Below are 21,855 nucleotides of genomic sequence, written 5' to 3' on the forward strand. Positions count from 1 at the left end.
CATTCAATGCAGATGTTGACTGTCCGACCGCCTTCGCGAGCAAGCCCGCTCCCACAGGACATCATGCGATACATAGTTACCGCATCTCGCCGCTCGTCCAGCGTTAACCTGCGTTCATCTTACGGAAGAGAGAACATCATGGACGACAACACCGCAATCGCATCGCCATCACCGGTTTACCAACTGTCACCCGAACAGGTCGCCGGTCCGTATTTTCGAAACCCGAAACTGATCAGACGAAACATCAGCGAAGGCATGGATGGCATTCCCCTGGTGCTGCGGCTGACGGTCGTCGATGCGATGACCGGTCAACCGGTTAACGGGGCTGTGGTCGATATCTGGCATTGCAACGCGCGCGGGACGTATTCGGGCTGGAGCAAGGTCGACCCGGATAAGGAAGTCGACGTCGATGCCATCGGTTCGATCCCGCGCACCGATGACGATACTTACCTGCGCGGCGGGCAATTTACCGATCACCTGGGCGTGGTGCGATTTACCACCATCTACCCGGGTTTTTATGCCGGCCGCGCCTTGCATATTCACGTGGCGGTACGAATCACGGCCGGCAACAACTATCTGGAAGAGCGGCATGTCGCCTGGGTCGGCCAACTGTACTTTCCCGAGGTGGCCTCGCGGTCGGTACTCAATGCCCGCGAGTACCGTGGGCGTGGCACCTGCGCGTTGAACAACGAGCAGGATGAGTACTATCGGAGCATGGGGGGTGAAGCCTCGATCTTGAAAGTCCATGCCATCGGTCGAGATTCGAATGAAGACGGCTTTTTCGGCCGCATGACCATCGGTGTCGACACGTTTGCGTTGTCATCGCAGATCAAGCCCGAGGACTTCGACAAGTACACCGTGTGACGTCAGCGCAATTCGCTCAGCGCCCTGGCCAGCAGATCCACGTCGGCTGCGGTGGTAGTAAGTCCCGGCGTAATGCGGATGCAGGGGCCGCAGGCTGCGCCGCTGCGTACCACGGTAAACAGGTTGTAGTCGTTGAGCAGGCGCTCGACCATCGCCTGTTGATCGGCATGACCGGTAAAGCGCATCGAGGTGATGCCGCAATACAGACGTGGATCATCCGGGGTCATGACTTCGATCCCCGGTAACGCCCGAACGGCATTCACCCAGCGGTTGCGCAGGTAGTTGAGCCGCGCGCTCTTGGCGACGGACCCACCCATGGCGTGATGTTCTTCGAACACCAGCGGCAGGGTCAGCAGGGCTGGAATATTGGGCGTGCTGTAGGGCGTGCGGGCGCGAATGTCGGTGATCGGGAAATGCATCTCGCCCATATCGGGGTCGATGTCGGCCAGGCGCTCGGGCGCGATGTAAATGAAGCCCAGGGTCAGCGGCGCACCGATCCATTTGTGCAGGTTATAGCCGGCGAAGGCGATGCCCAGCTCATCGAGATTGAACTCGATCTGGCCGAGGGCATGGGCGCCGTCGAGAATCACGTCGATGCCGTGTTCCCTGGCGGCAGCGGCAATTGCCTGCACGGGCATTACCAGCCCGGTGCGATGGGTGACATGGGTCAGGGCCATGAGCTTCAGCCGTGGATAACGCACGAAAGCTTCACGGTAAGTGGTCAGTAAACTGTCGAAACTGGCGGGGTGCCGGTGTTCGATCTCGATCACTTCCACGCCTCGATAGCGGGCCAGCCAGCGCATCGCGCCCTTGACCGTGTCGTATTCCAGATCGCACAGCAGGACCTGATCGCCCGGTTCCAGGCGGTTGTAGTTGCGGATCAGCGATTGCAGGCCATCCGAGGCGTTACGAGTGAGGGCAACGGCTTCGGCGGGGGCACCGATCAACTCAGCCACCTGAGCGCGAATCCCGACACTTTCGCCCTGTTCGAAGCGCTGGCGCACATGCAGGGAATTGCCGCGGTTGATCAGCTCGATGTTGCGCTGATACTCCTCGACCACCGTGCGCGACATGCGCCCGAAGTACCCGTTTTCCAGGTTGATCGGACCGGATTCGACGGCGTAGCGGTCGGCATAGGTCCGCCAAAAGACTTCATCACGGGCACGGCGGGCATTTTCGGGCATGGGCTACTCGGTCAGGGAAGGGCGGGTCAATGGCGAGGGGCGGGTTTGCCGTGTTTAGCGCGCAGCGGTTCAAGCAGTTCCGACAAGCCGTTGTGGTCGATTTCCTGCATCAAGGCCAATAAACCGCCCAGTTCACCGTGAGGGAAACCTTCGCGAGCGAACCAGTTCAGGTACTGACCGGGCAGGTCGGCGATGATGCGGCCCTTGTATTTGCCGAAGGGCATTTGACGGGTAATCAGCAGTTCGAGCTTTTCGGGATTCATCATCAGTCGTCGTGATTCAAAACAGTCTGGAAAATACAGGCATTCTGCATGCAGGCCAAATGACAGTTCATGCAAAAAAAGCGGATACAGAATTCGTAGTTAATGTTAAGTAATTGAAATATAAGTAAAAAATTATCAATTCAAGGCTGGCATGCAGGGTGCAACTACTTATTGCATCTTTCATCAACCGCAAGGAATTGAAAAATGACCGACATCAACAAAGAAGCGATCTCTGTACTCAACGACCTGATTGAAACCAGTAAAGACGGTCAGGCAGGGTTCAAGACTTGCGCTGAAGACATCAAACATCCAGAACTCAAAACCCTGTTCGTTCAGCGCTCCGCCGACTGCGCCGCTGCCGCTGCCGAGTTGCAAGCCACTGTACGTTCCCTGGGCGGTGAGCCGGAAACCTCCACCAGTGTCGGCGGCGATCTGCATCGTCGCTGGGTCGACGTGAAGGCGATGTTCACCGGTAAGGATGAAGAGGCCGTGCTGAACGAAGCCGAACGCGGTGAAGACCATGCGCTGAAGGCTTACAAGGAAGCACTGGAAAAAATCAACAAGAACAACCTGATGAGCATTCGTGACATCGTTGAACGCCAGTATCATGGCGTGCAGCGCAACCACGATCAGGTGAAAGCCTTGCGTAACCAGGCTCGCGCACGTTCGTAAGCGTTCGTTATCTGTCAAAAACGCCAGCCAGTCTGGCGTTTTTTTATGTTCGGGATTGTATTGATCTTTTGATGGCTTTGACGTCGCCGAAGAAAGATCAAAGGATCGCAAATCAGCCGATGCTGATCGACGGCAGGGTTGGCAGCGTCACGGTCTGTTGCTTGCGCGGTGCCAGAATCTCCGCTTCGCCATCCACGACCAACTCATCGCGCTGGTTGAACACTCGCGTGGCGATACGCACACGAAATTTCGGCAACTTCTCGAGAATCTCCAGGCGTACGGTCAGCGTGTCACCAATCTTCACCGGCTTTTGAAAACTCATCTGCTGACCGATATAGATAGTCCCCGGCCCAGGCAACTCGCAAGCCACGGCTGCACTGATCAACGCGCCGCTGAACATGCCGTGGGCGATACGCTCCTTGAACATGGTGCTTGCGGCGAACTCGGCGTCCAGATGCACCGGGTTGTGGTCGCCGGACATCGCGGCGAACAACTGAATGTCACGTTCTTCGACAGTCTTGCTGTAGCTGGCGGTCTGGCCGATTTCGAGGGCTTCGTAAGGGGTGTTGGTAACCTGGGTCATCTGTCTCGATTCCTGTAACGAATTGAAAAAATCCACAAAAAAACTATTCGGTTTTGGGGGGGCGGCGAGCACTCAATGCCCGGTCGATCCAGTTCAGCACGTCGGCGATCACTTCATCGCGGTTGCTCTCATTGAACAGTTCATGCCGGGCCTGGGGGTAAATAGTCAGCTGCAGGCTCTGGCAGCCAGCGTCGCGCAGGGCGTGGGCCAGATCTTTAAGACGTTTGCCTTCGCTCACCGGATCACATTCGCCGCCGATCACCAGCAGCGGCAGGCCCGGATCGATCTGGGCGAGATTGGACGCTTTGCTGATTTGCTGCAAGCCGCCAAGCAAATCGATCCACAATTGATTGGTGCAACGAAAGCCGCAGAGCGGGTCGCTGGCGTACTTGTCGACTTCGGCCGGGTCGCGGCTCAGCCAGTCGAACGACGTGCGCGCCGGTTTGAATTTCTTGTTGAACGAACCAAACGACAGCCACTCGATCAGCGCACTGCGACCCTTGGGCCCTTGGCGCAGGCGTTCCAGACGAGCAATCAGCCGTGCGACGCGATAGAGCAGCAGCGGCTGGAAGTTCGAACCGCTGAGAATCGCCCCGTGCAGGCTGGCGCTGTGGTGCAGCAAGTAAGCCTGGGCGATGTAGCTGCCCATGCTGTGGCCCAGCAGCACGATCGGCACGCCGGGGTGCTGTTGGCCGATGTGTTGGTTGAGGCTGGCCAGGTCGCCGACGACTTTGCACCAGCCATCATCGTCGGCGAAGTGGCCCAGTGTGCTGTTTTCGGCAGTTTTGCCATGTCCACGCAGGTCCGGCGCATAGACGCCGTAATCCTGATCACAGAACGCTTGCGCCAGACGGTCGTAGCGACCGCTGTGTTCCGCCATGCCATGGGCCAGCAGGATCACCGCCTTGAGCGGTGCGGCCGGCAACCACTGATTGACGAAGAAGCGGCTGCGGTCACTCGCGGTCAGCCAGAAAGTGTCGTGGATCATGGCGATTCCTTTGCGTTGGGCGGCAGCGGGCTGCCAGGAGGGAAACAGCCTCGCTGCATTGTATAGCGCATCCCGTCGCTTGCCGTCTGATCAGGCCATGGCGGGGCAGCAAGATTCACGCGATCAATGACGACCGTGCGCATATTTGCCTGATTCGTCATAGCTGCTAGTGTCCGTGAAGTCCCGCATTTTCAGAAGTGACAGAAAAGCGGCCCCGGATAGATTCAGGTAAGAGGACAAGAACAATGCAACCTGATTTCTGGAATGACAAACGCCCGGCCGGCGTGCCCCTGGATATTGACCGTGGGGCCTATAAGTCGGTGATCGAGGTGTTCGAGCGTTCCTGCAAGAAATTTGCCGACCGCCCGGCGTTCAGCAACATGGGCGTGACCCTGACCTATGCCGAACTGGAACGCTACAGCGCCGCGTTCGCCGGGTACCTGCAGGCCCACACCGACTTGGTGCCGGGGGATCGCATCGCGGTGCAGATGCCCAACGTCCTGCATTACCCGATTGCCGTATTCGGTGCCTTGCGCGCCGGGCTGATCGTGGTCAACACCAACCCGCTGTACACCGCGCGGGAGATGCGTCATCAGTTCAAGGACTCCGGTGCCCGGGCGCTGGTCTACCTGAACGTGTTCGGACAGAAGGTCCAGGAGGTGTTGCCCGACACCGACATCCAGTACTTGATCGAAGCGAAGATGGGCGACCTGATGCCCACCGCCAAGGGCTGGCTGATCAATACCGTGGTCGACAAGGTCAAGAAAATGGTCCCGGCGTATTCGTTGCCTCAGGCCATTTCCTTCAAAAGCGCGCTGCGCCTGGGTCGGGGCCTGGGGATTAAGCCGCTGAATATCGGTCTCGACGACATCGCGGTGCTGCAATACACCGGCGGCACCACCGGGCTGGCCAAGGGCGCCATGCTGACCCACGGCAACCTGGTGGCAAACATGCAGCAGGCGCGGGCGTGTCTGGGGCAATTCGACGCCGACGGGCAGCCGTTACTGCGCGAAGGGCAGGAAGTGATGATTGCGCCGCTGCCGCTGTACCACATCTATGCATTCACGGCGAACTGCATGTGCATGATGGTGACCGGTAATCACAACGTGCTGATCACCAATCCACGGGACATTGGCGCCTTCATCAAGGAACTGAAAAACTGGCGGTTCTCGGCGCTGCTTGGGCTCAACACGCTGTTTGTTGCACTGATGGATCATCCCGACTTCAAGACCCTGGATTGCTCCAGTCTCAAACTCACCAACTCCGGTGGCACTGCGCTGGTCAAGGCCACCGCTGAACGCTGGGAACAGCTCACCGGTTGCCGCATCACCGAAGGTTACGGCCTGACCGAAACCTCGCCAGTGGCCTGCACCAACCCTTACGGCGACAAGTCACGCATCGGCACCGTCGGCCTGCCGGTGCCGGGCACGACCCTCAAAGTGATTAACGATGACGGCGTCGAACAGCCGCTGGGCGAGCGCGGCGAACTGTGCATCAAGGGCCCGCAGATCATGAAGGGCTATTGGCAGAAACCCGAAGCCACCGCCGAAGTGCTGGACGCCGACGGTTGGTTCAAGTCGGGCGACATCGCGGTGATCGACCCGGACGGTTTCGTGCGCATCGTCGATCGCAAGAAAGACATGATCATCGTCTCGGGCTTCAACGTGTACCCGAACGAGATCGAAGACGTGGTGATGGCCCACCCGAAAGTCGCCAACTGCGCGGTGATCGGCGTGCCGGACGAGCGGTCGGGGGAGGCGGTGAAGTTGTTTGTGGTGGCCCGTGAATCGGGGGTCAGCCTTGAAGAGCTGAAGGCTTACTGCAAGGAAAACTTCACGGCGTACAAAGTACCCAAGCACATCGTTCTGCGTGAGTCGTTGCCGATGACGCCGGTGGGCAAGATTCTGCGGCGTGAGTTGCGTGAGATCGCCTGATCGTTGAATGGCCGCGCTTCGCGCGGATCGCGGGCAAGCCACGCTCCCACAGGTCCAGTGGCGTTCACAATGAACGACGCGAACCTGTAGGAGCGAGGCTTGCCCGCGAAGCTTTTAAGGGGCTTAAGCCCCGATTTCAGCGGCTTTCAAGGCGCTATAGAATCTTTGCTCTAAAAGTGACTATTAAACATTCAAGAGTCAGAAGTGTGACTATATGGGCCGTTTTTGGCTCTAGTCGACCCTAGGCAAAGCTGCTACTCTCGGCGCGCTTTGTGACTTCTCGGCCTTATGTAAAAGCCAGATTCACCAATAATCAAACACCAATAATAATCGCATCAAATGCGGTATTTGAATTCGCGTTGCTGAGGAGTGGGCTTCCATGATCGAAGACTTTTGGAAGGATAAGTACCCAGCTGGAATTGCTGCCGAGATCAATCCAGACGAGTATCCGAATATTCAGGCAGTGTTGAAGCAATCCTGCCAACGCTTCGCTGACAAACCGGCATTCAGCAACCTGGGCAAGACAATCACCTACGGTGAACTGTACGAATTGTCCGGTGCCTTTGCCGCTTACCTGCAACAGCATACCGATTTGCAACCAGGCGATCGAATCGCCGTGCAACTGCCCAACGTGTTGCAATACCCGGTCGCCGTCTTTGGTGCCATCCGCGCCGGGCTGATCGTGGTCAACACCAACCCGCTGTACACCGCGCGGGAGATGGAACACCAGTTCAACGACTCCGGTGCCAAAGCCCTGGTCTGCCTGGCCAACATGGCGCATCTGGCCCAGACCGTCGTGCCGAAAACCGGCGTCAAGCATGTGATCGTCACCGAAGTGGCCGACATGCTGCCGCCGCTCAAGCGTCTGCTGATCAACAGCGTCATCAAGTATGTGAAGAAGATGGTCCCGGCGTATCACTTGCCCAAGGCCATCAAATTCAATGACGTGCTGAGCAAGGGCCATGGCCAGCCAGTGGTTGAAGCCAACCCGGCCAGTAGCGACGTTGCCGTGCTGCAATACACCGGCGGCACCACCGGCGTGGCCAAGGGCGCGATGCTGACCCACCGCAACCTGGTGGCGAACATGTTGCAGTGCAAGGCGCTGATGGGCTCCAACCTCAACGAAGGTTGCGAGATCCTGATCACACCGTTGCCGCTGTACCACATCTATGCCTTCACCTTTCATTGCATGTCGATGATGCTGATCGGCAACCACAACATCCTGATCAGCAACCCGCGCGACCTGACGGCGATGGTCAAGGAACTGTCGAAGTGGAAGTTCAGCGGTTTCGTGGGCCTGAACACGCTGTTCGTCGCGTTGTGCAACAACGAAGCGTTCCGCAAACTGGATTTCTCGAATCTGAAAATCACCCTGTCCGGCGGCATGGCCTTGCAACTGGCCGCGGCTGAACGCTGGAAAGCGGTCACCGGTTGCCCGATCTGCGAAGGTTACGGCATGACCGAAACCAGCCCGGTGGCCACGGTGAACCCGAGCCAGAACATCCAGATCGGCACCATCGGTATTCCGGTGCCATCGACCCTGTGCAAAGTCATCGACGATGCCGGCGTTGAGCAACCGTTGGGCGCCATCGGTGAACTGTGTGTGAAAGGCCCGCAAGTCATGAAGGGCTACTGGCAGCGTCAGGAAGCCACCGATGAAATGCTCGACAGCGAAGGCTGGTTGAAGACCGGCGACATCGCGCTGATCCAGCCCGACGGCTACATGCGCATTGTCGATCGCAAGAAAGACATGATTCTGGTCTCCGGTTTCAACGTGTACCCCAATGAGCTGGAAGACGTACTGGCAACCCTGCCGGGTGTGCTGCAATGCGCGGCCATCGGCGTACCTGACGAGAAGTCGGGGGAGGCGATCAAGATCTTCATCGTCGCCAAACCGGGCGTGACCCTGACCAAGGAGCAGGTGATGGAGCACATGCGCGCCAACGTCACCGGCTACAAGGTGCCGAAAGCCGTGGAGTTCCGCGACGCGCTGCCGACCACCAACGTCGGCAAGATCCTGCGCCGTGAACTGCGCGACGAAGAGCTGAAGAAGCTGGGCGTGAAGAAAGTCAGCGCCTAGTCAAACAAAAGCCCCGCAGATGCGGGGCTTTTTGTAGAGCCAGAAAGCAAGATCAAAAGATCGCAGCCTGCGGCAGCTCCTACATACGGAACTGCGCGAAATTGACGTTGGTGCCGGCCGGGCGCATGTCCTGCAGGTACGAGTCCTTGTCGGCGCTCAGTTCCAGGCTCAATGCAGCCTTGCGCTTGCCTTGGTTGCGCACCACCAGGCCTTCGAGTTTCTCGCGCAGGAACACCGTCGGCACTTTCAGGTGCAGCAGTTCGTCGGTATCCGGGGTGTGCATCAGCAAGTGAATCCATTCGTATTGACCAACGGCCAGGCGCGCGACCGGGATATCGAACCAGAAAATGTTGCGGTTGCGGTTCAATTCGGTGAAATGGCAGTTGTTGACGCCAAGCACAGCACCGCCGAGTTCCTGGTTTCTGCGGGCAATGGCCTGCTTTTTATCGAGTTTCATAACATTCCTACGGGATTGGATCTTCAGCGCCTGGGCCTGAATACGATGCGCATTCTCGGGGCAAAGCCCGCAAACATAAAGCCTAACCTGCGCAGAACCATGAAATGTTCTGTCGGGAAATAAATGAAACTCCGTACCAAAGCCCCCGGTCAATCCTTGTGTAACGACTTTCCCCGTTGAAATGTTCACAGGAGAAATACCATGAGCAGCACTGGCGATAAAGTTAAAGGCATGGCAAACGAAGCGGCCGGCAACGTCAAACAAGGCGTCGGCAAGGCCACCGGTAACGACAGACTGCGCGCCGAAGGCGTGGTGCAAGAGAAGAAGGGTGAAGCCCAGCAAGCGATCGGCAAAGCCAAGGATGCGCTCAAAAAAGGCATCGATAAGGCGTAACCCGGCGTTTGACGAGTACAGAAACGGCCATCCGCGGATGGCCGTTTTTGTGTCAGTTTGAACTTGAGCAATGAAATTGTTTCAAAGTCGCCAAGTAGGCTACTTTGTTGTAGAAAACGGCCCCTGAGTCGCCATGACTTCAACCTTTTTGCGGCGAAAGGAGACGCTAATGTTTTTCCCGACCATGAAAGGCTTGCCCCTGCATCGCGTGATGGTGCGCACGGTTACCGAGTTCGTCGCCGACGAGATGTCGACCTATGCCTCGGCGCTGGCCTATCAAATGCTGTTCTCGCTGTTCCCGTTCATCCTGTTCCTGATCGCCCTGATCGGTTTTCTGCACTTGCCGGATTTCTTCTCCTGGCTGCGTCTGCAATCGGAACTGGTTCTGCCGCCCCAGGCGCTGGAGCAGGTGAACCCGGTGATCGACCAGCTCCAGCAATCCAAGGGTGGTTTGCTGTCGGTGGGTATCGTGATTGCCCTGTGGACCGCGTCCGCCGGTGTGCGGTTGATGATGAGCGCGATGAACGCCGCGTATGACGTGGTCGAAGGCCGTCCGGTCTGGAAACGCTTTCCGCTGTCGATTTTCTACACCATCGGCATCGCCGGCATGTTGTTGATCGCCGCCGCGCTGATGGTACTCGGGCCTCAGGTGATGGGCTGGATCGCCGCGCAAGTCGGCCTCGAAGATGTCATCGTGACCGTCTGGACCATTGTGCGCTGGCCGGTGATCGTGATTTTGCTGATGATGGCGGTGGCGCTGATTTACTACGTCATGCCCGACGTCAGGCAAGAGTTTCGCTTCATCACCCCGGGTTCGGTACTGGCCGTTGTGGTGTGGATCGTCGCATCGCTGGGCTTCGGTCTCTACGTCAAAACCTTCGCCAACTACAATGCCATGTATGGCAGTATCGGCGCGATCATCGTGTTGCTGCTGTACTTCTATATTTCCGCTGCGGTGCTGTTGCTCGGCGCGGAAATGAACGCGGTGATCGAGCACATGTCATCCGAAGGCAACAAACCTGGCGAAATGGTGCCCGAAGAACCCAAACACCACGTTTCGGGGCTGGGACGAGACCATTCAATCAAGCCGACCACTGACGAAGCCATAAAATGATCCGTGAAATTCTGAAAATGGGCGATGAGCGCCTGCTGCGCATTGCCCCGCCGGTGCCGGCAGAAATGTTCGACAGCCCCGAGTTGTGGCAACTGATCGATGACATGTTCCAGACCATGGAAAGCGTCGGCGGAGTCGGCCTGGCCGCGCCGCAGATCGGTGTCGACCTGCAATTGGTGATCTTTGGTTTCGAATCCAGTGAGCGCTACCCGGACGCCGAAGCAGTGCCGCAGACGATTCTGATCAATCCGCTGATCACACCGTTGAGCCCGACCCTCGAAGAGGGTTTCGAAGGTTGCCTGTCGGTGCCGGGCCTGCGTGGTGCAGTGGATCGTTATCAGCAGATTCGTTATGAAGGCTTCGATCCCAAGGGCCAGCCGATCGTGCGCATTGCCTCGGGATTCCATGCGCGGGTGGTGCAGCATGAATGCGATCACCTGATCGGCCGGTTATACCCGTCGCGCATCAGTGATTTCAGCAAATTCGGGTTTACCGAGGTGATGTTCCCGGATCTGGATCCAGCGGCGGACGACTGACCCCGTCCTTCGCATCCAACACAAAACCAATGTGGGAGCGAGCCTGCTCGCGATGAGGCCCTGACAGTCAATATTGATGGTGACTGTCACACCGCTATCGCGAGCAGGCTCGCTCCCACATTTAATCTTCACAGGTCTTTAGTGTTTCGGTTCCAAACCCATCGCAATCATCGGTTTGCTGCGCGCGTATCGGCTCAAGCGTTCGGCCATGGCGTAGGGCAGGGGCGGGTCGAACGTAAAACCCCGGCGCTCATAAAAACCACGTAAATCCGGATGGCAGAACAGCCAGACCGGCTCTTCGACGTGCTTGACCGCATGGGCGATCAACGCCGCGGCGACGCCTTGCTCGCGACAGCTCGGGGCGACGAACAACCCGGTCAGCCAATGCCCACCGGCCACTGGCCGCAAACATAACGCCGCAATGATCTCATCGCGTCTTGCGACCCACAGCCGAGCGTCGCGAACCGCTTTCATCGACGATTGGTGGGCGCGGTAAAACTTGTTCATCAACGGCCATAACGGCTCGTCGAGCAAGGTGTACTGGGTGTTCGGCATGGGCTCGGACTGTCGATACGCAAAGCGGGGGATTATAAAAGAACGCTGGCGCAGAGATAGGTGTATACCTGATCTCACGTCCCGTATGAGTGGAGTATGTATCATGGCCAAAGGCATGGATTCAAAGAAAGCGGCAAAGAAAAAGCCGGCGAAAACCGCCGATGAAAAACGTGCGGACAAGAAGGCCAAGAAGGTGGGTGTGTTCGGTCATTGAGATGTAGACACTCCACCGGCCCCGTAGGAGCTGCCGAAGGCTGCGATCTTTTGACTTTGATCTTTTCGGACCGCTGAAAATCAAAATCTGAAGATCGCAGCCTTCGGCAGCTCCTACGAGGGATGTTGAAATAACCAAATAATCTGCAAGAAATCCCTGCGCCATTGCACAGAGGGGGACTGGTTCCCGATCTGAGCAAAGCCATGCCCCATTATTTTGATGCTGCCCACCGTGAAGAAATCGAAACCCTGCGCCAACGCCTGACCGCTCGCACCCTTAGTCTAATTCCTGCCTAAGACACAAGCGGGCTTGCTCGCGAATGATCTGACGCCTTACACCAATTCCGCAGCCAACGCTGCTTTCACGCTTGGCCGCTGATCAATCCGTACCTGAAACCGCGCCAACGCCGGCCACTGATCCAGATCGATGCCAAACAGCTGCGTCCAGCGCAACACCGTAAACAGATACGCATCGGCAATGCTGAATCCACCAGCCAGCAAATAATCCTGCCCCTCCAGCGTCCGACTCAAGACGACAAAACGCTTGAACAGCTTCTCTTTGATGAGCACTTTCACCTCATCCGGAAACTGTGAATTGAACAGCCAACCCAGCCCGCCATGAATCTCGGCCGAAACGAAATTCAGCCATTCCTGCAAACGCACCCGCTCGAACGTCCCGTTTGCCGGTGCCAGGTTCGCCTCGGGTCGCAGATCTGCCAGGTATTGCAGGATTGCCGGGCCTTCGGTCAGCACCTCACCGTTATCCAGCTGCAATGCCGCGACGTAGCCTTTTGGGTTGATGGTCAGGAAGTTCTCACCGGTGACGGTTAGCTTGGTGCTGTTGTCGACGCGGACCAACTCGAACGACAAATCCAGTTCGCGCAGCACAATGTGCGGCGCCAACGAGCAGGCTTGCGGGGCGTAATACAACTTCATGGGCAGGACTCTGGTTGCGGATTTGCGCCAGTGTCATAGTGCGCGGCACGCTCGGTAAAATTAATCTTTCAGAAAACTGCCATTAGGAAAACTACTGCCATGATGAACCTGATGCACTGGCGAATGGTGGTGGCGGTGGCCGATACCGGCAACATTACCCGGGCCGCCGAGCGGGTCGGAATGACTCAGTCCGGTGCCAGTCAGGCGCTGGTACTGATCGAAGAAACCCTGGGCGTTCAATTGTTCAGCCGGGAAAACCGTCAGACCCTGCCGACCGCCATCGGCCTGTCTGTGATCCAACAGGCGCGAACCATGCTCGGCGCCCTGGAGAACATTCGCAGTACCGTCGATGCCACTAAAGATATCCAGCGCGGGACGATTCGGCTGGCCAGTTTCCCGTTGGTGCTGGCGACCTTTCTGCCGCCGCTGCTGCGCCAGTTCAATCGGCTGTATCCCGGCATTCAAGTGGTGGCGCTGGAGGTCAGCGATAATGAAGTGGAAACGTTGCTCGGTGCCGGGCTGGTGGATGTCGGCGTGGTGTTGAACCCGGCGCCCGCGCGCAATGCCGGTGGCCTGGGGCGTGATGCCTGGGTGGCGGTTCTGCCCGGTGGCCACCCCTTGGCACGCCGCTCGAATGAACAGGGCGTCTCGTTGGCGGAACTGGCGGAGCAACCCTTTGTGCTGGCCACGGGCGGTTGTTCGACCAACGCTCGCAGCCTGGCCGCCGACGCGGGGCTGCAACTGTTGAATGTGCGGGCCGAGGTGCGAGAGTGGAGCAGTGCGTTCACTCTGGTGAGGGAAAACATCGGTGTGACCCTGGTGCCGGAAATGACTCTGCCGACCAGTCGCCAAGGCTTGCGCGTAGTGCCTGTGACGCCACGTATCGATCGCGAATTTGCCTTGGTGGTTGCGCCCGATAAAGAACCTTCGGCGGCGGTGCGGGCGTTGTTGGGTATGCTCGCAGATCATCCGCAGCGCAAATCCATGTAGGAGCGAGGCTTGCCCGCGAAAGCGGTGTATCAGGTAATGATGATGTCGACTGACACACCGCTTTTGCGGGCAAGCCTCGCTCCTACATCTATGGATTGCGCTTACTAAATCAAGGCACGCCGTTGCAAGCGTGTTCCATGAACCCCGGCCGTTGCGCCAGTCGTTGGCAGTACGCGTCCACGGCGGGATAGTCCGGGCGCTCCATCGGTGTCATGCGCCAGCGGTTGACCGACAGCCCGATGAGGATGTCGGCCAATGTGAACTGGGGGCCGGCGACATACGCGCCGGTCACCGCGAGTTGCTGTTCGAGGATGCCCATTTTCGCGTTCCAGCCGCGAACGCCATCAGCAATCCGCTGTGCGTCCTGGAAGTCCGGCAGTTGCCGCACCAGCGCAAAAAAGGCGTAGCCCCACGACGGGTTGAGTTCAGTGGCTTGCCAGTCCATCCACTGCTCCACGCGAGCGCGCGCCGCCGGTTCGATGGGCAACAGGTCAGTGTTTTGGTGTTTACCGGCCAGGTAACGGCAGATGGTGTTGGATTCCCACAGCACGCCGGCTTCGTCGATGAGCACCGGCACTTGTGCGTTGGGGTTGAGCTGGAGAAATTCCGGGCTCTGGGTCGATGCGAAACCGCTGCCCCAGTCTTCGCGTTCGTAGGGAACACCCAGTTCGTCGCATGCCCACAGAACTTTTCTGACGTTGATTGACGAGGCTCTACCCAAAATCTTCAGCGCATGTCCCATTGAGCTTCTCCGTTTGCTGTTCCAGGTGTCGGGAATCTAGCACGCGAGCATGGGGATGATCACGCCTCAGGTACTCTCGCGCACCTTTAACTCAAATCCCATGTCTTGCACTGGTTTGGCCACTGAATTGCCGGCCAGCAAGGTCAGCATCAACTCCGCCGAACGACGGCCAATGGCCTCTCGCGGGGTGCTGATACTGCTCAGGCGCGGCACCATGTGCTCAGACGCCGGCAAGTCGTTGAAGCCAAGGATCGCCACGCGCTCGGGGATCTTGATTCCATTGCGCAATGCTTCGAGCAACGCGCCCTGAGCCAGGTCATCGTTACCGAAGAAGATCGCATCGACATCCGGATGGGCCGTGAGCAGTTGCAGGAACAATTCGCCACCCAGACCCACCGACGAGGCTCGCGGTGTCAGCACTTCCAGGTCCGGGTCATACACGCCGGCCTTTTGCAGCGCGCGGCGGAAACCTTCACCCCGCAGCAACGTGCGTTGGTCCAGTTGCGCGCCGATATAGGCCAGGCGTTTGCGACCGCGTGACAGCAAATGCTCGGCCGCCGTTTCGCCGGCAGCAACTTGAGAAAAACCGACGCAATTGAGCCCGGCCGCGCTGTCCAGTTCCATCATGTAGACGCAGGGAATGTTGCTGGTCTCGATCATCCGGCGCGAACTTTCGGTGCGGTCGAAACCGGTCAGCAACAAGCCACGAGGCTGATAAGCCATGTAATTGCGCAGCAGGTTTTCTTCTTCATCACGCGAGTAATGGAAGTTGCCGATCAGCACTTCGAAGCCCTTTGGTCGCAAAACCTGATGAATGGCTTCCAGTGTGTCGATGAACAGCAGGTTGGACAGCGAAGGCACCAAAACCACGACGGAATGGCTCTGGGCCGAGGCCAGAGCGCGGGCGGCAGGGTTGACCACGTAGTTCAGTTCGAGGGCGGCCTTCTGGACTTTTTCCACCAGTTCGGTGGCCACCGTGCTGACGCCGCGCAGGGCGCGGGACGCGGTGATCGGGCTGACGCCGGCCAGGCGTGCGACTTCGTTGAGGGTAGGGCGGCCAGTGGTGCGCGTATTTTTATCGTTTTTAGGGGTATTCATCGGACGGCTTGCCAAACAAAATTCAAGGCACTAAGGTAGCGCTGTCTCGATGCAGCTGCAAATGCGTGAACGAGGTTTGCCTGATCCTCGCTTTTTGGCATCGAGAACGAACATGCTGCAACCCACAAAAATGACAAGAAGGCGTCGGCAACTTCTGCTTTTGCACTAGAGTCTTACGTAGCAAAGGTAGCGCTGTCTGCGCGCTGAGGTGTTACATGAATCATCCCATCACCGCCCTGGTCATCATGGGCGTTGCCGGTTGCGGCAAGACATGCGTCAGCCAGGCCCTGTGTCAGCTCAGCGGCGCGACCGCCATTGAAGGCGACACTTTCCACCCTGCCGCCAATATCGAAAAGATGAGCGCGGGTATTCCCCTGAACGATGAAGACCGTGCCGGCTGGCTCGACAGCCTGTGCGATGAACTGCGCCGCGTCGACGCCAAGGGCGAGCGCCCGGTGCTGACCTGTTCGGCCCTCAAACACAATTACCGCGAACGCTTGCGCAGTGCCTTGCCGGGCCTGGGCTTCGTTTTCCTTGAGCTGACCCCTGAGGTCGCCGCCGATCGTGTGTCTCATCGGCCGGGCCATTTCATGCCGTCGACCTTGATCGACAGCCAGTTTGCAACGCTTGAGTCTCCTGTTGGCGAGCCCTTGACCCTGGCTCTGGATGCGTCGAGCCACAGCGTCGATGAATTGGCGAAACAGGCTCATGCCTGGTGGCTCGATCATGGCTTGAAACTCGCCAGTTGAGTTTTGCTCCAAGAGATAGCGCTGTCCTGACGGCATTTGAATAATTGCTTTCATAACAACAACAAACAACGGAGACACCCCCCATGTTTGGCATGTCCCACGAGTCATTCCTGCTGCTGGATGCAGTGATCACGGTGATCGGACTCATCGTCCTGATCACCAAATTCAAGTTGCACCCCTTCATTGCCCTGATCATCGCCGCAGCCTTTCTCGGCCTGACCTCCGGCATGCCGATCGGCACGATCATCAAGGCGTTCCAGGACGGCTTCGGTGGGGTGCTCGGTTTCGTCGGGATCATCCTGGCGCTGGGCACGATGCTCGGCAAAATGATGGCCGAGTCGGGCGGGGCGGATCAGATCGCCCAGACCCTGATTCGCGCGTTCGGCAAGGACAAGGTGCAGTGGGCGATGATGTTCGCGGCCTTCCTGGTCGGCATTCCGCTGTTCTTCGAAATCGGCTTTGTATTGCTGATCCCGCTGGTGTTCATCGTTGCCCGGCGTACCGGCGTGTCGATCATCAAGATCGGTATCCCGTTGCTGGCCGGTCTGTCTGCGGTGCACGGTCTGGTTCCGCCACACCCGGGTCCGCTGCTGGCCATCGGCGTGTTCGGTGCCGACATCGGTAAAACCATTCTGTACGGCCTGATCGTTGCGCTGCCGACGGCTATCATCGCCGGTCCGATCTTCGGTACGTTCATTGCCAAGCACATTCCTGGTCATCCGAATCAGGAACTGGTGGATCAACTGGTACGCGATGAGGATGCAGGCGATCTGCCTAGCTTCGGCATCACCCTGATCACCGTGCTGTCGCCCGTGTTCCTGATGCTGCTCAAGACCTTTGCCGATGTGGTGCTGCCGGACGGCAACTTCTTCCGCACCTTCATGGACTTGATCGGTCACCCGATCTCGGCGCTGCTGCTGGCATTGCTGTTGTCGCTGTACACCTTCGGCTACAAGCAGGGCATCGGTTCGCAACAGATGCTCAAATGGCTGGACGCGAGCCTTGCGCCGACTGCTGCGATCATCCTGATTATCGGTGCCGGTGGTGGCTTCAAGCAGATGCTGGTAACCAGCGGTGTAGGTGATGTGATCGGTCACATGGCGGTGGCTGCACAGATCTCGCCGATCCTGCTGGCCTGGCTGGTGGCGGCGGTGATTCGCATCGCGACCGGTTCAGCGACCGTGGCGACCATTACTGGCGCGGGCATCGTGGTGCCGGTGGTGGGGATGATTCCGGGTGTGAACCGTGAGCTGCTGGTGCTGGCCACTGGTGCCGGCTCGTTGATTCTGTCTCACGTCAATGACGCAGGTTTCTGGCTGGTGAAGCAATACTTCAACATGACCGTGGCTGAAACCTTCAAGACCTGGACCGCGATGGAAACCATCCTGTCCATCGTTGCGCTGGTCTTTATCCTGCTGCTGTCGTTGTTCGTCTGACACGATCGGCAAACACAAAAAAACCGCAGCGATGCGGTTTTTTTGTGGGTGGCTCTAAATCCCCGTAGGAGCTGTCGAGTGAAACGAGGCTGCGATCTTTTGATCTTGATCCGAAAAAAAGATCAAAAGATCGCAGCCTCGTTTCACTCGACAGCTCCTACAAGTATCAGGTGTCAGGCGTTGGATTTGCTGATTAACCCATCCGCCCGGAACATCCCGCGAATCCCGCGCACAGCCTGACGAATCCGGTCCTGGTTTTCGATCAGGGCGAAGCGCACATGATCATCCCCATACTCGCCAAACCCCACGCCCGGCGAGACGCAAACCTTGGCCTCGGCCAGCAGTTTCTTGGCGAATTCCAGCGAGCCCAGGTGCGCATAAGCCTCGGGAATCTTGGCCCAGACGTACATCGATGCTTTCGGGTTTTCGACCATCCAGCCCAGCTCGTGCAGGCCTTTGACCAGCACGTTGCGACGCTGCCGATACTGCTCGGCAATGTCTTTGACGCACTGCTGATCGCCTTCCAGCGCCGCGATGGCCGCGACTTGCAGCGGGGTGAACGTGCCGTAGTCGTGGTAGCTCTTGATCCGCGCCAGGGCGTTGACCAGCTCCGGGTTGCCGACCATGAAGCCGATGCGCCAGCCCGCCATGTTGTAGCTCTTGGACAGGGTGAAAAACTCCACCGCAATGTCCTTGGCGCCAGGCACCTGCATGATCGACGGGGCTTTCCAGCCGTCGTAGACGATGTCGGCGTAGGCCAGGTCGTGCACCACCAAAACATCGTACTGTTTGGCGAGGGCGATCACCCGCTCGAAGAAGTCCAGCTCCACGCACTGGGCGGTAGGGTTGGACGGGAAACCGAGGATCATCATCTTCGGTTTCGGGATCGAGCCGCGAATCGCCCGTTCCAGTTCGGCGAAGAAATCCACGCCAGGAATCAGCGGCACCGAGCGCACCTGGGCGCCGGCAATCACGGCACCGTAGATGTGAATCGGGTAGCTCGGGTTCGGCACCAGCACGGTGTCGCCCTGGTCGAGGGTGGCCAGCATCAAATGCGCCAGACCTTCCTTGGAACCGATGGTGACAATGGCCTCGGTTTCCGGGTCGATGTCGACTTCGTAGCGATCCTTGTACCAATTGGAAATCGCCCGGCGCAGGCGCGGAATCCCTTTGGAGGTGGAATAACCGTGGGTGTCTTCGCGCTGGGCAACCGTGACGAGTTTATCGACGATGTGCGGCGGCGTGGCGCCGTCGGGGTTGCCCATGCTCAAGTCGATGATGTCTTCGCCACGACGACGGGCGGCCATCTTCAGCTCGGCGGTGATGTTGAAAACGTAAGGGGGGAGTCGATCTATGCGCGCAAAGCGGCGCGGCGAACCTTGTTCGGCCATTGTTGCCTCGGATAACGTAAGCGCCCGGAACCGTCCGAGCGACGCTGGCCACTGCGGTGGCCTGTGGCGGAATGTAAGGGCAGTCGTGGCAAACTGTCTAGCCTGCGCATCAATAAATTTTTCCCAAGGATATGGTCGATGGAATTTACCAGTGGCTTCTTGCTGAGCCTTTCGCTGTGCCTGGACATCGGCGTGGCCAATATCGCGATGATCACGCTGGCGATGCAGCGCGGCTATTTTCAAGGCTTTGCCCTGGGGTTGGGGACCTGTGTCGGCGACCTGATCTACGCGGTGCTGGCATTGGCCGGCATGACCGTATTACTGCAGTACGAAACCGTGCGCTGGGTGTTGTGGATCGGTGGGTCGGCGCTGCTGCTGTATTTCGCGGCCAAGATGATTTATTCGGCGATTCACCATGAAGCGCTGTTGGCGCAAACCTCGGAGGTGGGGCACAACTCGCATCGTCGCGAGTTTTTTCGCGGGATATTCCTCGCCATGTCATCGCCCAGCGCCATTCTCTGGTTCGCCGCGGTGGGCGGTACGCTGATCGCCCGTTCCGGTGGCGGCGGCACGCTCAGCTCGGCGCTGTTTCTCGGTGGTTTTTTGTGCGCCGGGGTGCTCTGGTGTGTCGGTCTGTGCTTCGCTGCGAGCCACGGCGGCAAATTGCTCGGTGACAAATTGCTGCGTTATTCCTACATGGCATCGGCAGCGATCTTCTGCTATTTCGCGGTCTACGTGATCCTGTCGGGGTATAACGAGTTCATCGGTCCAGGCGCCATCGAGCAGTTGCGTGCACTGTAATTGGGCGAATCGGGTTTGGCTTCTATACTCCCAGCCGAACCCACTTTTTCGTACCAGGAGTTGAGTCATGGATGAGCAAACAGGCGTCGAAACGGCCGAGCCACGCATTGAAAACGGGCACTTCATGCTCATTGCGGGGCTGGGTGGACGGTTTACTGCGGATACGGCCAAAGCAATCCCGGACCTATGGGAGAAATTCATTCCCGAAATTGGCAAAATTCCCGGTCAGAAAAGCGAAGTGACCTACGGCATCTGCTGCAATCCCGACGGCAAGGGTGGTTTCGAATACATCGCCGGCGTCGAGATCAGCAAGCTCGACGACCTGCCCGAGAAGTACCGCTGGATCGAAGTTCAGCCTCAGAAGTATGCAGTTTTCCAACATAAGGGCTCTTTGGATACCTTGCCCCAGACCTTTCAATACATCTGGAAAACCTGGTTGCCGAAATCCGGTTATGAAGCTGCCGACGCTCCGGAGTTCGAACGTTACAGCGACGATTTCAACCCGAAGCTCAACACCGGCGTGCTGGAAATCTGGCTGCCGCTCAAAGCGTAATGATCGGGTCGAGCGGCGGATCGGTGGTCCGCCGCTCTGATCGATATCAACCCCTTATTAATTTATGATCTGCGCCTTCCCCACGCCGATTCCGAGTTGCCATGAACACCGTCATCCGCCACGTCACCTCTGCTGACCTGGACCGCTGCTACGCCATCGAAACCGTTGCCTACGAAGGCGATGAAGCCGCCACCCGCGAGAAAATCGCCACCCGCATCGCCACCTGGCCCGAGGGCTTCATCGTGGCGGAAGTGGATGGCGTGGTAGCCGGCTTCATCAATTCCGGTGCGGCGTTTGAAGTGGAAATGTCGGACGAGGCGTTCAAGGAGCTGATCGGCCACGACCCGGCCGGCCCGCACGTGGTGATCATGTCGGTGGTGGTGCACCCGGACTACCAAGGGCAGGGCCTGGCGAAACGCTTGATGGGTGAGTTCATCCAGCAAATGCGTGCGCTGAACAAGGCCAGCATCCACCTGATGTGCAAAGAGCGACACATCCCGCTCTATGCCGGGTTTGGTTTTGCCTACATCAAACCTTCGGCGTCCGATCATGGCGGCATGGCTTGGCATGAGATGGTGCTGGACCTCTGATGATCTGTTTGACGTAAACCGCCTTCGCGGGCAAGCCTCGCTCCTACAGATTGCATCGAGTTTCCTGTAGGAGCGAGGCTTGCCCGCGAAGGCGATCCGCAGATCGCCACAAAATCTTCTAATAGAGACTGTCACGCACTCTCGCCGGCGCTTCCCGGTCATACGTGTCGGCATCGAACTGCCCGTCGTTCAATCGCTTGTGAAATGCGCCCGCCGTCGGCAGGGCAGAGCGTTCAAGGTACTTCTCGGGATTCCACAAATCCGAACGCACAATCGCTTTCGAACAGTGGAAATACGCTGCCTCCACCGTCACCAGCATCACCGTGCGTGCCGGTTTGCCGTTGACTGCAAAACTTTCCAGCAACTCGGGTTCGGCGCTGATCTGCGCCGTGCCGTTGACCCGCAACGTCTCGCCGATCCCTGGAATGATGAACAGCAGCGATACCCGCGAGTCGAGCACAACATTGCGCAGCGTATCGATACGGTTGTTGCCCGGTCGATCCGGGATCGCCAGCGTGCGTTCATTGACGATCCGCACGAAACCCGGCGAATCGCCACGGGGCGAACCGTCCATGCCATCGGGGCCGACCGAGCTGATGATCACCAGTGGCGAGGCGCGGACCATCGCTTGATAGTCCTCGTTCAGGAATGGGATCTGCTTGCGCACCGCACGGTCATGGGGCAGGCCGTAGATCGTTTCCAGCGCTTCGATTGAATTCAACATCGTTCATCC

The 21,855-nt window shown here is 58.3% G+C and carries 24 protein-coding genes; 13 read left to right on the forward strand and 11 right to left on the reverse strand.

All coding sequences use genetic code 11. The features are described from left to right. Positions 1 to 138: 138 nt before the first annotated feature. Positions 139 to 864 carry an intradiol ring-cleavage dioxygenase gene (locus KGB14_RS28060; RefSeq protein ID WP_223490867.1) on the forward strand — a complete coding sequence of 242 codons (726 nt, stop codon included), beginning with the start codon at positions 139 to 141 and terminating at the stop codon, positions 862 to 864. Positions 865 to 866: 2 nt separating this feature from the next. On the opposite strand, the gene KGB14_RS28065 is transcribed toward KGB14_RS28060, so the two are convergent. Beyond that, on the reverse strand, positions 867 to 2,048 hold the full coding sequence (locus KGB14_RS28065; protein WP_223490870.1) for an aminotransferase class V-fold PLP-dependent enzyme: 1,182 nt from the start codon (positions 2,046 to 2,048) through the stop codon (positions 867 to 869). A gap of 26 nt (positions 2,049 to 2,074) precedes the next feature. Then, positions 2,075 to 2,311, reverse strand: coding sequence for a DUF3820 family protein (locus KGB14_RS28070; RefSeq protein ID WP_017340422.1), 237 nt, complete (start codon positions 2,309 to 2,311; stop codon positions 2,075 to 2,077). 204 nt (positions 2,312 to 2,515) lie between these two features. On the opposite strand from KGB14_RS28070, the gene KGB14_RS28075 reads away from it, so the two are divergent. Beyond that, positions 2,516 to 2,983 carry a PA2169 family four-helix-bundle protein gene (locus KGB14_RS28075; protein ID WP_223490879.1) on the forward strand — a complete coding sequence of 156 codons (468 nt, stop codon included), beginning with the start codon at positions 2,516 to 2,518 and terminating at the stop codon, positions 2,981 to 2,983. A gap of 112 nt (positions 2,984 to 3,095) precedes the next feature. Here KGB14_RS28075 and KGB14_RS28080 read toward each other — a convergent pair whose 3' ends face one another. Further along, positions 3,096 to 3,566 (reverse strand): MaoC family dehydratase, encoded by a 471-nt coding sequence (locus KGB14_RS28080; RefSeq protein WP_223490882.1) that lies wholly within the window; start codon positions 3,564 to 3,566, stop codon positions 3,096 to 3,098. Between the two features lie 43 nt (positions 3,567 to 3,609). Beyond that, positions 3,610 to 4,554 carry an alpha/beta hydrolase gene (locus tag KGB14_RS28085; protein WP_223490884.1) on the reverse strand — a complete coding sequence of 315 codons (945 nt, stop codon included), beginning with the start codon at positions 4,552 to 4,554 and terminating at the stop codon, positions 3,610 to 3,612. Between the two features lie 245 nt (positions 4,555 to 4,799). Between KGB14_RS28085 and fadD2 the strand changes: the two genes are divergently transcribed. Both fadD2 and fadD1 read left to right on the forward strand, forming a co-directional pair. Beyond that, positions 4,800 to 6,488 (forward strand): long-chain-fatty-acid--CoA ligase FadD2, encoded by a 1,689-nt coding sequence (gene fadD2 / locus KGB14_RS28090; RefSeq protein WP_223490886.1) that lies wholly within the window; start codon positions 4,800 to 4,802, stop codon positions 6,486 to 6,488. A gap of 379 nt (positions 6,489 to 6,867) precedes the next feature. Further along, entirely contained in the window at positions 6,868 to 8,568 is a 1,701-nt protein-coding gene (fadD1, locus tag KGB14_RS28095) for a long-chain-fatty-acid--CoA ligase FadD1 (protein WP_223490894.1), read from the forward strand. 79 nt (positions 8,569 to 8,647) lie between these two features. On the opposite strand, the gene KGB14_RS28100 is transcribed toward fadD1, so the two are convergent. Beyond that, positions 8,648 to 9,025: a hypothetical protein gene (locus tag KGB14_RS28100; protein ID WP_223490897.1), complete on the reverse strand. Its 378-nt coding sequence runs from the start codon at positions 9,023 to 9,025 to the stop codon at positions 8,648 to 8,650. A 201-nt stretch (positions 9,026 to 9,226) separates the two neighbouring features. On the opposite strand from KGB14_RS28100, the gene KGB14_RS28105 reads away from it, so the two are divergent. From KGB14_RS28105 to def, 3 genes are all read left to right on the forward strand, one after another. Next, positions 9,227 to 9,418, forward strand: coding sequence for a CsbD family protein (locus tag KGB14_RS28105; protein ID WP_223490900.1), 192 nt, complete (start codon positions 9,227 to 9,229; stop codon positions 9,416 to 9,418). Between the two features lie 169 nt (positions 9,419 to 9,587). After that, complete coding sequence (locus KGB14_RS28110; protein ID WP_223490902.1) at positions 9,588 to 10,532, forward strand: YihY/virulence factor BrkB family protein; 945 nt, start codon at positions 9,588 to 9,590, stop codon at positions 10,530 to 10,532. Beyond that, entirely contained in the window at positions 10,529 to 11,068 is a 540-nt protein-coding gene (def, locus tag KGB14_RS28115; protein ID WP_223490905.1) for a peptide deformylase, read from the forward strand. Before KGB14_RS28110 ends, def begins: the two co-directional genes overlap by 4 nt. Positions 11,069 to 11,206: 138 nt before the next feature. Here the strand turns inward: def and KGB14_RS28120 are convergent, their stop codons facing one another. Further along, positions 11,207 to 11,623 carry a GNAT family N-acetyltransferase gene (locus tag KGB14_RS28120; RefSeq protein WP_223490908.1) on the reverse strand — a complete coding sequence of 139 codons (417 nt, stop codon included), beginning with the start codon at positions 11,621 to 11,623 and terminating at the stop codon, positions 11,207 to 11,209. A gap of 546 nt (positions 11,624 to 12,169) precedes the next feature. After that, complete coding sequence (gene gstA, locus KGB14_RS28125) at positions 12,170 to 12,772, reverse strand: glutathione transferase GstA (RefSeq protein WP_223490911.1); 603 nt, start codon at positions 12,770 to 12,772, stop codon at positions 12,170 to 12,172. Between the two features lie 99 nt (positions 12,773 to 12,871). On the opposite strand from gstA, the gene KGB14_RS28130 reads away from it, so the two are divergent. After that, on the forward strand, positions 12,872 to 13,762 hold the full coding sequence (locus KGB14_RS28130) for a LysR family transcriptional regulator (protein WP_223490913.1): 891 nt from the start codon (positions 12,872 to 12,874) through the stop codon (positions 13,760 to 13,762). A gap of 109 nt (positions 13,763 to 13,871) precedes the next feature. On the opposite strand, the gene KGB14_RS28135 is transcribed toward KGB14_RS28130, so the two are convergent. Together KGB14_RS28135 and KGB14_RS28140 are read right to left on the reverse strand one after the other, a co-directional pair. Next, positions 13,872 to 14,504, reverse strand: coding sequence for a glutathione S-transferase family protein (locus KGB14_RS28135; protein ID WP_223490916.1), 633 nt, complete (start codon positions 14,502 to 14,504; stop codon positions 13,872 to 13,874). Positions 14,505 to 14,570: 66 nt separating this feature from the next. Next, positions 14,571 to 15,602: a LacI family DNA-binding transcriptional regulator gene (locus KGB14_RS28140; protein WP_223490919.1), complete on the reverse strand. Its 1,032-nt coding sequence runs from the start codon at positions 15,600 to 15,602 to the stop codon at positions 14,571 to 14,573. Between the two features lie 215 nt (positions 15,603 to 15,817). Here KGB14_RS28140 and KGB14_RS28145 point away from each other — a divergent pair, with 215 nt between their 5' ends. Together KGB14_RS28145 and KGB14_RS28150 are read left to right on the forward strand one after the other, a co-directional pair. Beyond that, entirely contained in the window at positions 15,818 to 16,351 is a 534-nt protein-coding gene (locus KGB14_RS28145; RefSeq protein WP_223490921.1) for a gluconokinase, read from the forward strand. An 83-nt stretch (positions 16,352 to 16,434) separates the two neighbouring features. Continuing rightward, a complete protein-coding gene (locus KGB14_RS28150) occupies positions 16,435 to 17,787 on the forward strand; it encodes a GntP family permease (protein ID WP_223490924.1) in 1,353 nt (450 codons plus the stop codon). Positions 17,788 to 17,960: 173 nt separating this feature from the next. Here the strand turns inward: KGB14_RS28150 and alaC are convergent, their stop codons facing one another. Further along, complete coding sequence (gene alaC / locus KGB14_RS28155; protein WP_223490927.1) at positions 17,961 to 19,178, reverse strand: alanine transaminase; 1,218 nt, start codon at positions 19,176 to 19,178, stop codon at positions 17,961 to 17,963. 138 nt (positions 19,179 to 19,316) lie between these two features. On the opposite strand from alaC, the gene KGB14_RS28160 reads away from it, so the two are divergent. From KGB14_RS28160 to KGB14_RS28170, 3 genes are all read left to right on the forward strand, one after another. Then, positions 19,317 to 19,979 carry a LysE family translocator gene (locus tag KGB14_RS28160; RefSeq protein WP_223490929.1) on the forward strand — a complete coding sequence of 221 codons (663 nt, stop codon included), beginning with the start codon at positions 19,317 to 19,319 and terminating at the stop codon, positions 19,977 to 19,979. Between the two features lie 67 nt (positions 19,980 to 20,046). Next, the gene (locus KGB14_RS28165; RefSeq protein ID WP_223490932.1) at positions 20,047 to 20,532 is read left to right on the forward strand and encodes a GyrI-like domain-containing protein; all 486 of its coding nucleotides are present in this window, start codon (positions 20,047 to 20,049) and stop codon (positions 20,530 to 20,532) included. A gap of 101 nt (positions 20,533 to 20,633) precedes the next feature. Next, positions 20,634 to 21,122: a GNAT family N-acetyltransferase gene (locus KGB14_RS28170; RefSeq protein ID WP_223490934.1), complete on the forward strand. Its 489-nt coding sequence runs from the start codon at positions 20,634 to 20,636 to the stop codon at positions 21,120 to 21,122. 118 nt (positions 21,123 to 21,240) lie between these two features. On the opposite strand, the gene KGB14_RS28175 is transcribed toward KGB14_RS28170, so the two are convergent. Continuing rightward, positions 21,241 to 21,846: a pyridoxamine 5'-phosphate oxidase family protein gene (locus KGB14_RS28175; RefSeq protein WP_223490937.1), complete on the reverse strand. Its 606-nt coding sequence runs from the start codon at positions 21,844 to 21,846 to the stop codon at positions 21,241 to 21,243. Positions 21,847 to 21,855 lie beyond the last annotated feature (9 nt).

The organism is Pseudomonas sp. A-RE-19, assembly GCF_019956555.1.
Lineage (GTDB): Bacteria > Pseudomonadota > Gammaproteobacteria > Pseudomonadales > Pseudomonadaceae > Aquipseudomonas.

Coding starts and splice junctions, on each gene's coding strand:
- KGB14_RS28060 (WP_223490867.1), top strand. CDS start 139: ATGGACGACAACACCGCAATCGCATCGCCATCACCGGTTTACCAACTG.
- KGB14_RS28065 (WP_223490870.1), bottom strand. CDS start 2,048: ATGCCCGAAAATGCCCGCCGTGCCCGTGATGAAGTCTTTTGGCGGACC.
- KGB14_RS28070 (WP_017340422.1), bottom strand. CDS start 2,311: ATGAATCCCGAAAAGCTCGAACTGCTGATTACCCGTCAAATGCCCTTC.
- KGB14_RS28075 (WP_223490879.1), top strand. CDS start 2,516: ATGACCGACATCAACAAAGAAGCGATCTCTGTACTCAACGACCTGATT.
- KGB14_RS28080 (WP_223490882.1), bottom strand. CDS start 3,566: ATGACCCAGGTTACCAACACCCCTTACGAAGCCCTCGAAATCGGCCAG.
- KGB14_RS28085 (WP_223490884.1), bottom strand. CDS start 4,554: ATGATCCACGACACTTTCTGGCTGACCGCGAGTGACCGCAGCCGCTTC.
- fadD2 (WP_223490886.1), top strand. CDS start 4,800: ATGCAACCTGATTTCTGGAATGACAAACGCCCGGCCGGCGTGCCCCTG.
- fadD1 (WP_223490894.1), top strand. CDS start 6,868: ATGATCGAAGACTTTTGGAAGGATAAGTACCCAGCTGGAATTGCTGCC.
- KGB14_RS28100 (WP_223490897.1), bottom strand. CDS start 9,025: ATGAAACTCGATAAAAAGCAGGCCATTGCCCGCAGAAACCAGGAACTC.
- KGB14_RS28105 (WP_223490900.1), top strand. CDS start 9,227: ATGAGCAGCACTGGCGATAAAGTTAAAGGCATGGCAAACGAAGCGGCC.
- KGB14_RS28110 (WP_223490902.1), top strand. CDS start 9,588: ATGTTTTTCCCGACCATGAAAGGCTTGCCCCTGCATCGCGTGATGGTG.
- def (WP_223490905.1), top strand. CDS start 10,529: ATGATCCGTGAAATTCTGAAAATGGGCGATGAGCGCCTGCTGCGCATT.
- KGB14_RS28120 (WP_223490908.1), bottom strand. CDS start 11,623: ATGCCGAACACCCAGTACACCTTGCTCGACGAGCCGTTATGGCCGTTG.
- gstA (WP_223490911.1), bottom strand. CDS start 12,772: ATGAAGTTGTATTACGCCCCGCAAGCCTGCTCGTTGGCGCCGCACATT.
- KGB14_RS28130 (WP_223490913.1), top strand. CDS start 12,872: ATGATGAACCTGATGCACTGGCGAATGGTGGTGGCGGTGGCCGATACC.
- KGB14_RS28135 (WP_223490916.1), bottom strand. CDS start 14,504: ATGGGACATGCGCTGAAGATTTTGGGTAGAGCCTCGTCAATCAACGTC.
- KGB14_RS28140 (WP_223490919.1), bottom strand. CDS start 15,602: ATGAATACCCCTAAAAACGATAAAAATACGCGCACCACTGGCCGCCCT.
- KGB14_RS28145 (WP_223490921.1), top strand. CDS start 15,818: ATGAATCATCCCATCACCGCCCTGGTCATCATGGGCGTTGCCGGTTGC.
- KGB14_RS28150 (WP_223490924.1), top strand. CDS start 16,435: ATGTTTGGCATGTCCCACGAGTCATTCCTGCTGCTGGATGCAGTGATC.
- alaC (WP_223490927.1), bottom strand. CDS start 19,178: ATGGCCGAACAAGGTTCGCCGCGCCGCTTTGCGCGCATAGATCGACTC.
- KGB14_RS28160 (WP_223490929.1), top strand. CDS start 19,317: ATGGAATTTACCAGTGGCTTCTTGCTGAGCCTTTCGCTGTGCCTGGAC.
- KGB14_RS28165 (WP_223490932.1), top strand. CDS start 20,047: ATGGATGAGCAAACAGGCGTCGAAACGGCCGAGCCACGCATTGAAAAC.
- KGB14_RS28170 (WP_223490934.1), top strand. CDS start 20,634: ATGAACACCGTCATCCGCCACGTCACCTCTGCTGACCTGGACCGCTGC.
- KGB14_RS28175 (WP_223490937.1), bottom strand. CDS start 21,846: ATGTTGAATTCAATCGAAGCGCTGGAAACGATCTACGGCCTGCCCCAT.